This window comes from Chromobacterium sp. INPA-IVC (genome assembly GCF_059047085.1).
This window is the reverse complement of sequence record NZ_JBTNLS010000005.1, coordinates 406,865-421,053: the sequence shown is the minus strand read 5'-3', so window position 1 is coordinate 421,053 and position 14,189 is coordinate 406,865. Positions and strand designations below refer to the sequence as shown.

The window sequence follows — 14,189 nt, the reverse complement described above, 5'->3', positions numbered from 1 at the left end:
CTCCGCCGCGCTCAGCTTCAGCAGGTCGCGCCCGTTGAAGCGCAGCTCCGACGCCGGATCGATCTCGCTCGATTGCGGCGGCAGCAGCTGCATGATCGCCATCGACGTCACCGATTTGCCGGAGCCCGATTCCCCCACCAGCGCCACCGTGCGGTGCGCCGGAATGTCGAAACTCACGCCCTTCAGCGCCTCGAAGCGGCCGCCATCCTCCTGGCGGAAGCTCACCCGCAGGTTGCGGACCGACAGCAAAGTCTTGTTGTTGCTCATGGTGTGATCCTCACTTTACCTTCGGGTCCAGCGCGTCGCGCAGGGAATCGGTCAGCATGCTGAAGGCGGTCACCAGCAGCGACATGAACACCACCACCATCGCCAGTTGCCACCAGTAGCCCTGCATCAGTTCTTCCGGCACTTCGGACAGCATCGAGCCCCAGCTCACCTGGCGCACATCTACGCCGAAACCAAGGAAGGACAGGATCACCTCGTATTTGATCAGACCCACCATCAGCAAGGAAAACTGCACCAGCAGCAAATGGGAGACATTGGGCAGGATGTGGACGAACATCCGGCGCGCGCTGCTGGCGCCGATGGCGTCGGCAGCCTGCACGAATTCGCGCGAGCGCAGCTTGATGAACTCGGCGCGCACCAGGCGGAAAGTGCCAGGCCAGCTGGTCAGCGACAGCACCAGGATCACCGTGCCCAGGCCGCGGCCGGCCACCGCGGCAAAAGCCAGCAGCAGCAGCATGTCCGGCATCGCGGTGAACACGTTGTAGAACCACATCAGAAAATCGTCGATCTTGCGGCCGAGGAAACCGGCGCAAGCGCCCAGCGACGCGCCGATCACCACCGACAGCAAGGCGCCGAAAAAGCCGACGAACAGCGAAGTGGATGTGCCCTTGACCACCTTGTCCAGGATGTCGCGGCCGCGGATATCCGCGCCGAACGTCAGCGACTCCGCCTTCTTCACCTCAGGCACCACGTACTTGTCGCGGTTTTTCATCGCCGACTGGGTTTCCGCCCAGATCGGGTCTTCCTCAGGGCGCAGGCCCGTGCCCGTGACCGTCTCGGCTTTTTTCGCGCCCGATGCCTGGGCAGCGTTGTGCGCCTGTTGATACAGGAAGGTGGGCGGCGCGTAGGACACCGCCACCTCGGCATTCCAGCCGCGTCCGATCAGTCCCACCCAGCTGCACAAGGCCAGCAGCATGAAGCCGGTCACGATCCACAGGCACGCGAAACCGATGCGGTCGCGCTTCAAGCGTTGCCAACCCAACTCCCACAGGCTGCGGGACGGGGCGGCGGCCGGCGCGGCGCCGGCGGTATTCTGCAATGTCGTCATCGTCTCTCTCCCCTTACTTCAGCTGGACGCGCGGATCGATCCACTTGTACAGAACATCCGCCAGCAGGTTGAACACCATGGCCGCGGCGGCGATGGTGATGGTGATCGCCTTGATCACCGGGAAGTCGCTCTTGTCGACGGCGTTCAGCAGCTCATTGCCCATGCCGGGAATGCCGAAGAAGCGCTCCAGCAGCATCGAGCCCAGCATCAGGAAAGGCAGGGACATGGTGATGTTGGTGACGACTGGGATCAGCGCGTTGCGCAACACGTGCTTGAACAGCACGCGCGATTCGGACAGCCCCTTGGCGCGCGCGGTGCGCACGTAGTCGTGGTTCAGCTCTTCCACCACGAAACTGCGGTAGAAACGCACGCTGGGCGCCAGCGCCACCAGGATGCCCAGGATCAGCGGCAGCGGCAGGTAGATCAGCAGATTGGTGGCCAGGCTGCTGTCGTCCCAGCCCATCACCGGAAACAGATCCATCGCGAAAGCAAGCTGGTATTGGCCGACGATGATGTAGACCAAAGAGCTTACCGACATCGCCACCGTGCAGATCATGGTGACCAGGCGGTCGGTCAGCGTGCCGCGAAAATAGGCGACGGCGACGGCGATGGGCAGCGCGGTCAGCAACTCCAGAACCAGCAGGCTGCCGGCCAGCGTCAGCGACGGGCCGACGCGATTGGCCAGCGTGCCGGAAACCGACTGCTGCGTGGCCCACGAGTTGCCGAAGTCATAAGTGAACACTTGTTTGACGAACAGCAGAAACTGCTCCGGCAGACTCTTGTCCAGGCCCAGCTGCACGCGGATATTGGCCAGCATCTCCGGCGTCAGGCGCTTGCCTTCCAGGATGAAGGTGGGGTCGCCGCCCACCCAGTTGAACAGCACGAACACCAACAGCATGACGCCCAGCATGGTGGGGATCATCTGCCAGAGCCGGCGAACGATGAATGCGAACATGATTTTTCCTTGCTCCGTCCGGTCAGTCCGGCGGAAACGAACTAGGTGGGACTCAGTGCCGGTTGACGTCGACGTAGCGCCAGAAGCCGCCGACCGTGTAAATCGGGTGGGGCTTGTAGCCGAGCACATAGCCATGGGCCAGAGAGTTGGTGAAGCGGGTCACGCCCAAAACATAGGGCTGATAGGCTGCCACCACCCGGTTCATCTGTTCGAACTTGGCTTCGCGCTCCGGTCCGTTTGGCATCAGGCGCGATGCCTCAAACAACTGGTCGAACTTGGGACGGCTGAAGGCGGACAAATTGCTGCCGCTGGCGATGCTGTCGGTCCACAGTTCAACCATGGTGTCGTCGCCGTCCGGCATCGAAGCCGACCCGCCCAGACTCCACATCTGCAGCTTGTGGCCATAGGCGCTCTTCAGGTTCTCGTTCCACTTGGCCACCGTGAAATTCACCCGGATCTTGAGGCTGTCGAATGTCTTCTGCCAGATCTGGTTGAACTGCTTGTCCAACGCCGAGGCCTGGGTCGCCTGGGTAATCTGCAGCGGCTTGCCATTGGGCAGCGTGCGGTAGCCGTCAGGCCCTATCTTGTAGCCGAACTGGTCAAGCAGAGCGTTGCCCAGCGCGGGGTCGTACTTGACTTCGCCCCGGAAGCCCGGGCTGGAGCCCGCCATGCCGGTCGAGACCGCGCCCTGCATCGGCACCGCCTGATTGCCGTAGAGGAGAGGAACCACCTCCTGCTTCAGCGGATAAGCCAGCGCGATCGCGCGGCGCAGCGCGATCTTGTCCTTGCCATACCCGCCGACAACCGGGTCAAGCATGTTGAAATAGGCGTAGGTCACATCCAGGTTCAGCACATGCGACAGCTTGATGCCCCGCTTCGCCAGAACCGGGTTCAACGAGGTCTGGAAGGGATCGTTGTCCGTCACGTGCAGCGCCGTCTTCATCGCGGCCTTGGGCACCGCGACCACATCCAGTTGCTTGTTCAGGAATGACAGCCAGCGCGGCTGGTCCTCCTCGATCACGCGGATCTCCACCCTGCCGACCGCCGGCAGGGTCTTGCCAGCCATTTCCCTGGCGATGGCCTGATCCTGCGGATCGGCGCCCGGTTCGCCGTCGAACACCATCTTGCGGTAGCCCGGATTCGCCACCAGCACGATCTTGCTGCCCTGCTTCCACTCTTTCAGCATGAAGGGACCGGTGCCGACAGGATGGGACATGGTGTCCTTGCTGTACGCCTCGATCGCCTCGCGCGCCACCGCGCCGAACTGCTTGGCCGCCAACGTGTACTGGAAAATGAAGTTGGTCTTGGTCAGCGTCAGCCGCAAGGTGTAGCGGTCCAACACCTGGATGCCTGGAATCGGCGCCGCGTAATCGAACTTGCCGGTCTTGCTCGCGCGCTTGCCGGCCTCCGCCAGGCCCAGCACCCAGTCGGTCATCATGTTGGAGACCGGCGAGTTGACGACGGGATCGGCGAAGCGCTTGAAGGAGTAAGCGTAGTCCTCGGCGGTCAGCTCGCGCTTCTTGCCCTTGAACACGGGATCATCGGCAAAATAGATGCCTGGCTGGATTCGTATCGTGTACACGCGGCCGTCAGCCGAAATCTCCGGCATCGCCGCCGCGGTGTTGGGCTTCATTTTCAGCGGCCGGGCCAGATAATCGTATTTCAGCAACGGCTCGAAAATGTTCTCGATCACGCCGATCGAATACACATCATTCACCTTGCCTGGGTCGAAGCCGGTTTCCGGCACCGGAAACGATATCCTCAGCACTTTATTGGGGTCGGCTGCGTGAGCGGACAGCGCGAGCGAGCCGCCCAGTACCAGCATGGGCAGCCATTTCAGGTGCGTCATCTTGAATTGTTCTCCTTCGTAGCGCGGGGCCTTCCCGGCCCGCTTTATTCTTTGCGCCCGCCATCGCCAACTGCCGCAGCCATGACAAGCGCGAATGAATGTAAAGCCAATTCGCTACGCGGATCAACAAAAAAATATCAAGATGGCATCAGGAAAATTCAATTAAGGACTTAGATGCCTCACGCCACGCTCCGGCAAGCGCCGTCATACCAGCGCTGCGGCAGGAAACGCCGCAGGAACCAGAACAGTTTGGTGGGGAAGGTCACCCGGTAGCGGGCGCGGGGCCGGCGGCTGGTGACGGCCTGCCATACCGACTCCGCCACCGCGCTGGCCGGCAGCGTGAACGGCGCGGCATGGCCTTCTTTTTTCAGCCTTTCCAGTTGCTGCTGATAATTGTCGCGATGCACGCTGCCGTCGATGTCTACATTCTTCAAGAAACGCGCCAGCGCGTTGGGACGGAAGCGGCTTTCGATCGGACCCGGCTCCACCAGCGCCACGTGGATGCCGGTGCCGCGCAGCTCGTGGCGCAAGGTGTCGCACAAGCCCTCCATCGCGAATTTGCTGGCGTTGTAGGCGCCGCGCCAGCGCATCGCGGCGAAACCGAGAATGGAGCTGTTGTAGACGATGCGGCCATGGCCTTGCTCGCGCATCACCGCCATCACCGCGTTGGTCAGCTCCCAAGGGCCGAACAGATTGGTCTCGAACTGCTCGCGCATCGCCTGCCGCGAAATGTCTTCCACCGCGCCTGGCTGGCCGAAGCCCGCGTTGTTGAACAAGGCGTCCAGCGTGCCGCCGGTCCGCGCCAGCACCTCGTCCAGCGCCGTGCGGATCGAGCCGGCGTCGTCCACGTCCAGCCGCAGGCTTTCGAAGCCTTCCGCGCGCAGCCGCTCCACATCTTCCTGTTTGCGGCAGCTGGCGAACACCCGCCAGCCTTTCTCGCGAAACCACTTGGCTGTGTGATAGCCGATGCCGCTGGAGCAGCCGGTGATCAGGATGGTGCGGGCGGATTCGGACATGTCGGGCCTCGGGAAAGAAAGGGAGCCGCCACCCTACACCATTCGCCGCCGCGCCGAAACCGCCCCATCTGACGAACATCGGGCCGGAGCACTGTCGTTTTTCATCGGAATTGGACTAGAATGTCGGCCTGACACGCACGAGGAACTCCGCCATGGCAAAAGCCGCAAAAGCGCCGGCCAGCTTCGAAACCGCGCTGGGCCAGCTGGAGGACATCATCCAGGCGATGGACAGCGGCGACATGCCGCTGGAAACAGCCCTTGCTTCCTACAAGCAAGGCACCGAATTGATCAAGTTCTGCCAGGGCAAGCTCGCCGACGCGGAACAGCAGCTGAAAATCCTGGAAAACAACGAACTGAAGGCGCTGGATCTGCCCAATGGCCAATGAAACCTTCATCGGCTGGATGACCTCCATCCAGCAATACATGGAGCAGGCGCTGGAAAAGCTGCTGCCGGCCGCCAGTTGCGCGCCGCAGCGCCTGCATGAGGCGATGCGCTACGCGACGCTGGAAGGCGGCAAGCGCGTGCGCCCGCTGCTGGTGTTCGCCGCCGGCGAGCTGGTCGGGGCGGAGCGCGACAATCTGGCCCGCGTCGGCGCGGCGCTGGAAATGGTCCACGCCTATTCGCTGGTGCACGACGACATGCCCTGCATGGACAACGACGTGCTGCGCCGCGGCAAGCCCACCTGTCACATCGCCTATGACGACGCCACCGCGCTGCTGGTCGGCGACGCGCTGCAAACCCGCGCCTTCGAGCTGCTCTCCCAGCCGATGCCCGGCATCGCCCCGGCCAGCCAGCTGGAAATGGTCCGCACGCTGGCCCACGCCGCCGGCCACGCCGGCATGGCGGGCGGCCAGGCGATAGACCTGGCCAGCGTCGGCCTGCCGCTGACGCTGCCTGAGCTGGAATTCATGCACATGCTGAAAACCGGCGCGCTGATCCGCGCTTCGGTTCTGGCGGGATCGATGGCGGGCCGCGAGCTGTCCAACTCGGAGAAAGAGGCGCTGGACGCCTTCGCCAAACGCATCGGCCTGGCCTTCCAGGTGGTGGACGACATTCTGGATTGCGAGGCGGACACCGCCACGCTGGGCAAGACCGCCGGCAAGGACGCCGCCAACGACAAGCCCACTTATGTCAGCCTGCTGGGTCTCGCCGAGGCCAAGCGGATGGCGAAGGATTTGCACGACCAGGCTTTCGCCGCGCTGCAGGGTTTCGGCCCGCAGGCGGACCGCCTGAAACAACTGGCCGACTACATCGTCGCCCGCTCGTTTTGAACCGCTCGTGGAGAAACCATCAGGACGGACCACCGCCCGGCGAGCCACCTCACTGCAGAATCACAACAATGTATCCGCTGCTTGAAAACATAAACAGCCCCGCCGACCTGCGGCAGCTGACCCGAGCCCAGCTGCCGCAGCTGGCGGGCGAATTGCGCGAATTCCTGGTGGAGTCGGTCAGCAAGACCGGCGGCCACTTCGCGTCCAATCTGGGCAGCATCGAGCTGACCATCGCCCTGCACTACGTGTTCGACACCCCGAACGACCGCCTGGTCTGGGACGTCGGCCACCAAACCTATCCGCACAAGATCCTGACCGGCCGCCGCGAGCGCATGCATACCATGCGCCAGCACGACGGCCTGGCCGGCTTCCCCAAGCGCGAGGAATCCGAGTACGACACCTTCGGCGTCGGCCACTCGTCCACCTCGATCGGCGCGGCGCTGGGCATGGCGGTGGCAGCCAAGACACTGGGCATAGACCGCAAGAGCGTAGCCATCATCGGCGACGGCGCGATGACCGCCGGACAGGCTTTCGAGGCGCTGAACAACGCCGGCGCGATGGACACCGATCTGCTGGTGGTCCTGAACGACAACGACATGTCGATCTCGCCCAACGTCGGCGCGCTGAACAACTACCTGGCCAAGCTGATGTCCGGCCGCTTCTACGCCGCGATGCGCGAAGGCTCCAGCAAAGTGCTGGGCATCGCCCCGCCGCTGAAGGAGATCGCCAGCAAGGTGGAGGAGCACGTCAAGGGCTTCTTCACGCCGGGCACCCTGTTCGAGGAGTTCGGCTTCAACTACATCGGCCCGATCGACGGCCACGATGTGGATGTGCTGGTGGACACGCTGAAGAACATCCGCAGCCTGAAGGGCCCGCAGTTCCTGCACATCGTCACCAAGAAGGGCCAGGGCTACAAGCTGGCCGAAAACGACCCGGTCAAATACCACGGCGTCACCAAGTTCGATCCGGCCAACGGCCTCGCCGGCGGCAAGAGCGGCGGCGGCAAGCCGCAGTACACCCAGGTGTTCGGCGACTGGCTGTGCGACATGGCCAAGCTGGACAAGCGTCTGGTCGGCATCACGCCGGCGATGCGCGAAGGCTCCGGCATGGTGCGTTTCGAGAAGGAACACCCGGACCGCTACTACGACGTGGCGATCGCCGAACAGCACGCGGTCACCTTCGCCGGCGGCATGGCCTGCGACGGCCTGAAGCCGGTGGTGGCGATCTACTCCACCTTCCTGCAGCGCGGCTATGACCAGCTGATCCACGACGTGGCGCTGCAAAACCTGCCGGTGATGTTCGCGCTGGACCGCGCCGGCCTGGTCGGCGCCGACGGCCCGACCCATGCCGGCGCCTTCGATCTCAGCTACCTGCGCTGCATCCCCAATATGACGGTGATGGCGCCGTCCGACGAAAACGAGTGCCGCCAGCTGCTGTACACCGCCTTCCAGCTCGACACCCCGGCCGCCGTCCGCTACCCGCGCGGCACCGGCCCCGGCGTGGAGATCCAGCAGCAGATGGAGGCGCTGCCGATCGGCAAGGGCGTGGTCCGCCGCCAAGGCAAGAAGATCGCCATCCTGGCCTTCGGCAGCATGGTGCACCCCGCCCTCGCCGCCGCCGAGCAGCTGGACGCCACCGTCGCCGACATGCGCTTCGTCAAGCCGCTGGACGCCGAACTGATCCGCGAACTGGCGCAAACCCACGAGCTGATCGTCACCGTCGAGGAAAACGTGGTGATGGGCGGCGCCGGCTCGGCCTGCGTCGAAGCGCTGCAAGCCATGCGCGTGGCGACTCCCGTGCTGCAACTGGGCCTGCCGGACGATTACGTCGAGCACGGCGATCCGGCGCTGCTGCTGTCGCTGTGCGGGCTGGACGCCGCCGGCATCGAGAAGAGCATCCGCCAGCGCCTGGCCGGTTGATGGCCTCGCTGCCGCTACCCAGCCTGGAAACCCGGCTGCAACTGCACGCGGAAACGGCGCTGTCGCTGGTTTGCGCCGCGCTGTTCACGCTATTGTGGCGCGGCGCGGATCTGCACTCCCTGCTGCCGCGCCAGGGCGAGCAATGGCTGGCGTGGGCGGTGTTTTTCTGGCCGCTGTGGCGCACCGGCCGCCACATCCTGCGGCGGCCCCGCCAACGCCAGCTGGGCGACCTCATCGGCCTCTACATCGGCCTGGTGCTGCAATTCGCCGTCGTTTACTACCTGTTCGCGTTGCTGCTGAGCGGCGGCAGCGCCTTCCACGGCATGACGCCGCTGTACGACCGCCAGGGCGGCCCTCTGCCCGATTTCTACGGCAAGGCCGCCCTGCTGTTTCTGGACTGCTTCCACCTGTCCATCGCCACCGCGGCCACCGTCGGTTACGGCGACATGTACCCCACCTACTGGCCGGTGCGATTGCTGGCCGACCTACAGATCATCTTCACCAGCGCGCTGGTGATCATAGGCTTCGGCCGCCATTTCTCCGGCCAGGGGCCGCGGAGCGCCGGCGATCAGGCCTCTTCGCGCTGACGGATGTAAACCAGGCTGAGCAGAATGAAGCCGACGAAGGCGTAGGCCTTCATCTGGCCGTTCCACTTGCTGGCCCACATCGCGAAATACTCGCCGCCCACCACCGCGAAGCCGAAATACCAGACCAGCACGGCGACCAGCGCGCCCAGCGTGAACAGGCTTTTCCCCCAAGCCAGGCCGTCGCGGCCCGCCGCCGCGCGCAGCATGCCGATACCGCCCGCCGCGCATAGCAGTCCGCAAATCATTTCGCCGGCGATGATGGCGAAGTAGGCCAGCTGCTGCCCGAACGGATCGCGCACCGCCCGGCCCTCCAGCGCCGCGCCGTTGAACCACGGCTCCAGCGCGTCCATCGCCAGCACGCGGCGGACGAACTGCCAGTTGGAGTCGTAATCGATGATGTTCCCGCTCGCCACCAGCAGGCCAAACACGCCGATCGACAAGGCCAGCGCGGCCTTGCACAGATACTGGATGCGCAGATGGATGCTCAATTGTGCTTTTTTCACGGATTTCTCCAGCATTTTGTCAAACCCGCAGCATGCCATGATCGGCCGGCGGCCGATATAAAAAACGGCCTGGCAAAGCCAGACCGTTTTTTCATTGCGAGAAAAACGCTCAACGCGCAGGAATCGCCTTCAGCACCGCCTGCAGCAGCTGCCAGGCCTTGCCGACCGATTCCACCTCCACGCGCTCGCCCGGCGCGTGCGCGCCGCGGATGTTCGGGCCGAAAGACACCATGTCCAGATTCGGGTACTTGGAGCCCAGGATGCCGCACTCCAGGCCGGCGTGGATCACCTGCACTTCGGCCTCGCCGCCGAATTCCTTGCGGTAGACATCCTTGAACAACGCCAACAGCTTGGAGCCCGGATTCGGCGCCCAGCCCGGATAGCCGCCCTCCATCTCCACCTTGAACGCGGCAAGCTTGAACAGGCTTTCCACTTCGCGCGCCAGCATCCAGGTGCCGGAATCCAGCAGGGAGCGCACCATCAAGTTGGCGAACACCTTGCCGTCGACCACGTGCACCACGCCCAGGTTGTTCGAGGTTTCCACCACGCCCTCGACACGCTGGCTCATACGCTTGACGCCGTGCGGCGCGGCATGCAGCGCGGACAGGATGGCGTTCTGATCGGCGACCGCCAGCACGCCGGCGGCGGAGGCCGCCTCGGACAGCACGGCCACGCCTTCGTCGACGCCGGCCAGCTCGAAGCGCATCAGCGCCTGGAACGCGTCCAGCTTGGCCGCCACCTTGGCGGCGTCGGCGGCCGGATAGGCGACGACGGCGAAAGCCTCGCGCGACAGCGCGTTGCGGGCGGTGCCGCCCTGCAAGGAGGCCAGGCGCAGCTGCGTTTCGGTTTCCAGCTCGCGGACCAGGCGGATCAGGATCTTGTTGGCGTTGCCGCGGCCCAGGTGGATGTCGGCGCCGGAGTGGCCGCCTTTCAATCCCTTGATGGTCAGGCTGGCGACTTGGTAGCCGGCCGGAACCGGCTCGACCGCGTATTCGCGGGTGACGTTGACGTCGACGCCGCCGGCGCAGCCCATGTAGAACTCGCCCCACTCTTCGGTATCGATATTGATCAGGTATTGACCATTCAGCAGGCCGGTTTCCAGGCCCAGCGCGCCGCCCATGCCGGCCTCTTCGTCCAGCGTCAGCAGCACTTCCACCGGGCCGTGGGCGACGTCGTCGCCGGACAGCACCGCCATGCCCAGCGCCACGCCGATGCCGTTGTCGGCGCCCAGCGTGGTGTTTTCGGCGATCAGCCAGCCGTCCTTCAGCACTGGGCGGATCGGGTCCTTGAAAAAGTCGTGCTCGGTGCCGCTATTGGCCTGGCAAACCATGTCCAGGTGGCCCTGCAGCACCACGCCGGCGCGGTCTTCATAGCCCGGCGTGGCCGGCTTGCGGATGATCAGGTTGCCGACCTTGTCGACCACGGTTTCCAGGCCGCGCAGCTCCGCCCAGCCTTTCATGTAGTCGCGCACCTGCTCCTCGTGCTTGGACGGGCGCGGAATGTCGCACAGGGTTTGGAAATGTTCCCAGACGGCGGTCGGTTCGAGCTTGGCGATATCAGTCACAACGCATTCCTTGATTCGGTGTCGCGGCGCGGCCCACGTTTGGCCGCGCCGCCGGATACAACATCCGCCATCCGGCGAAGGCTGGAAATATAGATGCCACATCGACATGCCGCGCCCGGCGCTCAGCGTTTTGCCGGCCATGTCTGGTGGTTCGCGATGGGATCATTCTACACCATGCGCGATGAAGAGAAAGCATGCCATCCGCGCATGCGCTCTTGCGGTTTTTCTTGGCTAAACATAGCGGGTATTGAGCATATTGCATTGCCACGCCGCCATGCCAAACGCATCATGCATGTAAAAACCGCATACATTGCAGTCTGCAAAAACCGCCAGGGCAAAACAGTCCTTCGCCTCGCCCCGGCAACCGCTCTTACAAGCTGAAGCGCAATGACTTGACCAGCGCGCCGGGCAGCAGCTTGCTCTGCGTGGCCCGGCCGCCATAGCTGCCGGCGTCCACCAGCAGCTCGCGCTCAGCGGTCAAGGCTTCCAGTTGCTCGCCCAGCAGGCTGTACAGGCTATCGTCGAAACGCATGACCCCCAGGGGCGCGACTATCTTTCCCTCCTCCACCCAGAAGCAGGCGAAACGCGTCATGCCGGTGATGCGGCAGGCGGCGCGGTCGGAGAAGTTCAGGTACCACAGATTGGACAGATAGACGCCGGTGCCCAGCGCCTTCAAGGCTTCGCCGCGCGGCAGCTCGCCTGCGGCCAGCTGCATCGACTCCGCGTACTCGTCGGCTCCCGCATTCGGTTCCAGGCCGAACTCCCGCGCGCTGCGCGGGCCGATCAGGCTGTTTTGGTGCGCGCCTCCGGCGATCAGCTCCACCCGCTCCGGCCGGATGAATCCCTCCGCCTGAAACAGCGGCGACAGCCCTTCCCCGGCCGCTTCAGCCAGGCTGACCCGCGGCGACAGCTTCGCCTCGCCGTCGACCAGCTTCAGCAAGGGGCTGCGCTTGGCCCGCGCCTCTTTTTCCGATAAGCCGCCCCAGTTCAGCATGGACAGCAGGCCGCCCAAAGCGGTGGGCGTGAAATAGGCGCGATACTCGCCCGGCTCCAGCGTTTTCAACGGCAGCTTCAGCAAGGCCAGTTGCTCGGCGGCCTCGGCGATGCCGCGCCGGATCTCGCCGGCATCCCAGACGCTGCCGGCCTGGCTGCGCTTCACCGCCTTGTCGCCATGCGAATACAGGCTCCAGTCGAAGTTCCAGCTTTCGCCCTGCTGCCAGTTGAACTGGCCCAGATGGTTGGCGAAGCCGAAATGGATGTCGCCGCAGGCCAGGATGCCCACCAGATCCAACTCTTCCGCGGCGGCGAGAATGTCGGCCACCATCGCTTCCGCCGGCGGCAACGCGCCGGGGGCGATCCTTTCGGTGCTGCTGGGCTGCTCGCTCAACAGCAGGAAAGGATCGTCCTCCACCTGCTCCAGCGCCTCGCGCAGCGCCGGCAGCGAGGCCTCCAGCAAGGCCAGGTCGTCATCGCCACCGCACAGCGACAGCTGTTGCGTGACCTGGCGCTTGCCGCGGATCAGCCTCAGATCCAGATAAGCCTGCTCCACCCCGCCGGCCTGACGCACCTTGCCATGGTTGAAACGGACGAAATCGGTGCGCTCCGCCTCCAGCCACAACGTGAATCCCTCTTCCTCGCGCAGCAGCCCGCTCAGCGCCGCCGCCAGTCTTTGCAAATGCGCGCGCATCATGCCGCTCCTCCGAAAACGTCCACCTCGCCGAACACGCAGGCCGGCGAGGCGTGCCCCACCCTCACCACCTGGTTCGGTTCGCCTTTGCCGCAATACGGCGTGCCCATCACCGTGAAGGTGCTCGCATCGCCCACCGCCTTCAGCGAACGCCAGAAGCTGGCGGAAACGCCGCGGTAGTTTGGATTGCGCACCACGCCCTTCAGCTCGCCGTTTTCAATCAACTGGCCCCATTCGCAGCCGAACTGGAACTTGTTGCGCGAGTCGTCGATGGACCAGCTGACGTTGGTCTGCATCAACACGCCGCGCTCGATTCCCGCCACCAGTTGCTCGAACGATTTGTCGCCGGGCTCAACGTTGAGATTGGCCATGCGGTCTATCGGCGCGCGGTTCCAGTTGCAGGCGCGGCTGTTGGCCACGCCGTCCAGCGCGAAGCCGTTCAATCTGGCGCGGGCGGACGAGATATCGCCGCCCAGCGGCCGCTCCAGCACGCCATCGCGAATCAGCCACACCTTCTCCGCCGTTTTGCCGTCGTCGTCCCAACCGTAGCTGGCCAGCTCGTTGCGCTGTAGCGGATCGAAAGTGACATTGAGCAAGTCCGAGCCGTAGCGGTAGCTGCCGAACATGTCCGGCGTGACGAAGCTGGTGCCGGCGTAATTGCGCTCGTCGCCCAGAATGCGGTCCAGCTCCAGCGGATGGCCGATGCTTTCATGGATCTGCAGCATCATCTGCTCAGGCATCAGCAGCAGATCCATCTTGCCGCTCGGGCAGTTGGGCGCGGCCAGCAGCTGCAAAGCCTCGTCGGCGACGCGGCGTCCGGCGCCGCGCAAACCCGCCTCGGCGATCAGCTCCAACCCGCCTTGGCGGCCCAGGCCGCCGTACTGCCCGCCCAGGCTGCGGGTCTGCACCCGGCCCTTGTCGAACGCCGTCACCGCCAGCGACGGCGTCAACGCGCGCATGCGCTGCTCGGTCTCGCCGCCGGTTGAGGTCAGGTACAACTGGCGGATATCCTGCCGCCACAGGCTGGCCGACCAATCCACCACCCGGTCGTCGCCGCCTTTGGCCGCCGCCGACTCGCTGAGCAACAGGTCCAGCAGCGCGGCGCGCGGCCACTCCGTATCGCCGCCGCATCCCGGTCCCTGGTAACGGCCTTGCGGATTGGGCAGCTGGATTTGCCGATAATCGAACACGCCCCGTCCCGCCGTGGCGCGCGCCCAATTCCGGGCGCGTTCGAAAGCCGCGCGCAGCCCGGCTTCGCTCAAATCGGCGGTGGCCGCATAGCCGTAGCCGCCGCCATCGAGCACCGTGATCATCGCGCCGCGGTCGTGCCGGCGCACGAGCGGCTGCTGCCGCCCCTGGCGCACGCTCAGGCGCTCGTTGTCTTCCTCCACGTAGCGCAGCGAACAGAAGTCCGCTTGCGGCTGCAGCGCCTGAAAGCGCCGCCGGATGGTTTCAAGCATGGTCAAGGCTCCGGATGAGGCGGCGGCTCGCCGCTCGGTGAAAT

Annotated in this window: 14 protein-coding genes; 5 read left to right on the top strand and 9 right to left on the bottom strand. The window is 64.7% G+C overall.

The genetic code is table 11. From position 1 onward, the window contains the following. From ACX17K_RS11670 to ACX17K_RS11650, 5 genes are all read right to left on the bottom strand, one after another. On the bottom strand, positions 1–267 hold a 267-nt coding region (locus tag ACX17K_RS11670), incomplete at its 3' end, for an ATP-binding cassette domain-containing protein (protein ID WP_493774929.1). 10 nt (positions 268–277) lie between these two features. Then, on the bottom strand, positions 278–1,333 hold the full coding sequence (locus ACX17K_RS11665) for an ABC transporter permease (RefSeq protein WP_493774928.1): 1,056 nt from the start codon (positions 1,331–1,333) through the stop codon (positions 278–280). 13 nt (positions 1,334–1,346) lie between these two features. Continuing rightward, positions 1,347–2,288, bottom strand: a complete 942-nt coding sequence (locus ACX17K_RS11660) for an ABC transporter permease (RefSeq protein WP_493774927.1) — start codon at positions 2,286–2,288, stop codon at positions 1,347–1,349. A 52-nt stretch (positions 2,289–2,340) separates the two neighbouring features. Further along, the gene (locus ACX17K_RS11655; RefSeq protein ID WP_493774926.1) at positions 2,341–4,137 is read right to left on the bottom strand and encodes an ABC transporter substrate-binding protein; all 1,797 of its coding nucleotides are present in this window, start codon (positions 4,135–4,137) and stop codon (positions 2,341–2,343) included. Positions 4,138–4,316: 179 nt separating this feature from the next. Further along, positions 4,317–5,153 carry an SDR family oxidoreductase gene (locus ACX17K_RS11650; protein ID WP_493774925.1) on the bottom strand — a complete coding sequence of 279 codons (837 nt, stop codon included), beginning with the start codon at positions 5,151–5,153 and terminating at the stop codon, positions 4,317–4,319. Between the two features lie 152 nt (positions 5,154–5,305). Between ACX17K_RS11650 and ACX17K_RS11645 the strand changes: the two genes are divergently transcribed. The 4 genes from ACX17K_RS11645 to ACX17K_RS11630 all read left to right on the top strand — a co-directional run bounded on the left by ACX17K_RS11645 (position 5,306) and on the right by ACX17K_RS11630 (position 8,931). After that, entirely contained in the window at positions 5,306–5,539 is a 234-nt protein-coding gene (locus tag ACX17K_RS11645; protein ID WP_021476069.1) for an exodeoxyribonuclease VII small subunit, read from the top strand. After that, entirely contained in the window at positions 5,529–6,425 is an 897-nt protein-coding gene (locus ACX17K_RS11640) for a polyprenyl synthetase family protein (protein ID WP_493774924.1), read from the top strand. Before ACX17K_RS11645 ends, ACX17K_RS11640 begins: the two co-directional genes overlap by 11 nt. 68 nt (positions 6,426–6,493) lie before the next feature. Beyond that, positions 6,494–8,344 (top strand): 1-deoxy-D-xylulose-5-phosphate synthase, encoded by a 1,851-nt coding sequence (gene dxs, locus ACX17K_RS11635; protein WP_493774923.1) that lies wholly within the window; start codon positions 6,494–6,496, stop codon positions 8,342–8,344. Continuing rightward, entirely contained in the window at positions 8,344–8,931 is a 588-nt protein-coding gene (locus tag ACX17K_RS11630) for an ion channel (RefSeq protein ID WP_493774922.1), read from the top strand. Before dxs ends, ACX17K_RS11630 begins: the two co-directional genes overlap by 1 nt. Here ACX17K_RS11630 and ACX17K_RS11625 read toward each other — a convergent pair. Then, entirely contained in the window at positions 8,913–9,434 is a 522-nt protein-coding gene (locus tag ACX17K_RS11625; RefSeq protein ID WP_493774921.1) for a DUF2165 family protein, read from the bottom strand. The two genes, ACX17K_RS11630 and ACX17K_RS11625, sit on opposite strands and share 19 nt — an antisense overlap. 109 nt (positions 9,435–9,543) lie before the next feature. After that, on the bottom strand, positions 9,544–10,998 hold the full coding sequence (locus ACX17K_RS11620) for an aminoacyl-histidine dipeptidase (RefSeq protein WP_493774920.1): 1,455 nt from the start codon (positions 10,996–10,998) through the stop codon (positions 9,544–9,546). Positions 10,999–11,091: 93 nt separating this feature from the next. Here ACX17K_RS11620 and ACX17K_RS11615 point away from each other — a divergent pair, with 93 nt between their 5' ends. Beyond that, positions 11,092–11,379 carry a hypothetical protein gene (locus tag ACX17K_RS11615; RefSeq protein WP_493774919.1) on the top strand — a complete coding sequence of 96 codons (288 nt, stop codon included), beginning with the start codon at positions 11,092–11,094 and terminating at the stop codon, positions 11,377–11,379. Here the strand turns inward: ACX17K_RS11615 and ACX17K_RS11610 are convergent. Beyond that, complete coding sequence (locus ACX17K_RS11610) at positions 11,369–12,688, bottom strand: TldD/PmbA family protein (RefSeq protein ID WP_493774918.1); 1,320 nt, start codon at positions 12,686–12,688, stop codon at positions 11,369–11,371. The genes ACX17K_RS11615 and ACX17K_RS11610 overlap by 11 nt on opposite strands. Next, the gene (locus tag ACX17K_RS11605; RefSeq protein ID WP_493774917.1) at positions 12,685–14,145 is read right to left on the bottom strand and encodes a TldD/PmbA family protein; all 1,461 of its coding nucleotides are present in this window, start codon (positions 14,143–14,145) and stop codon (positions 12,685–12,687) included. The genes ACX17K_RS11610 and ACX17K_RS11605 overlap by 4 nt, the downstream gene beginning before the upstream one ends. Positions 14,146–14,189 lie beyond the last annotated feature (44 nt).

Bases quoted from the DNA above. Each gene is read 5' to 3' on its own strand.
- ACX17K_RS11630 (WP_493774922.1), top strand. From the start codon at position 8,344: ATGGCCTCGCTGCCGCTACCCAGCCTGGAAACCCGGCTGCAACTGCAC.
- dxs (WP_493774923.1), top strand. From the start codon at position 6,494: ATGTATCCGCTGCTTGAAAACATAAACAGCCCCGCCGACCTGCGGCAG.
- ACX17K_RS11605 (WP_493774917.1), bottom strand. From the start codon at position 14,145: ATGCTTGAAACCATCCGGCGGCGCTTTCAGGCGCTGCAGCCGCAAGCG.
- ACX17K_RS11610 (WP_493774918.1), bottom strand. From the start codon at position 12,688: ATGATGCGCGCGCATTTGCAAAGACTGGCGGCGGCGCTGAGCGGGCTG.
- ACX17K_RS11655 (WP_493774926.1), bottom strand. From the start codon at position 4,137: ATGACGCACCTGAAATGGCTGCCCATGCTGGTACTGGGCGGCTCGCTC.
- ACX17K_RS11640 (WP_493774924.1), top strand. From the start codon at position 5,529: ATGGCCAATGAAACCTTCATCGGCTGGATGACCTCCATCCAGCAATAC.
- ACX17K_RS11665 (WP_493774928.1), bottom strand. From the start codon at position 1,333: ATGACGACATTGCAGAATACCGCCGGCGCCGCGCCGGCCGCCGCCCCG.
- ACX17K_RS11660 (WP_493774927.1), bottom strand. From the start codon at position 2,288: ATGTTCGCATTCATCGTTCGCCGGCTCTGGCAGATGATCCCCACCATG.
- ACX17K_RS11645 (WP_021476069.1), top strand. From the start codon at position 5,306: ATGGCAAAAGCCGCAAAAGCGCCGGCCAGCTTCGAAACCGCGCTGGGC.
- ACX17K_RS11650 (WP_493774925.1), bottom strand. From the start codon at position 5,153: ATGTCCGAATCCGCCCGCACCATCCTGATCACCGGCTGCTCCAGCGGC.
- ACX17K_RS11615 (WP_493774919.1), top strand. From the start codon at position 11,092: ATGCCACATCGACATGCCGCGCCCGGCGCTCAGCGTTTTGCCGGCCAT.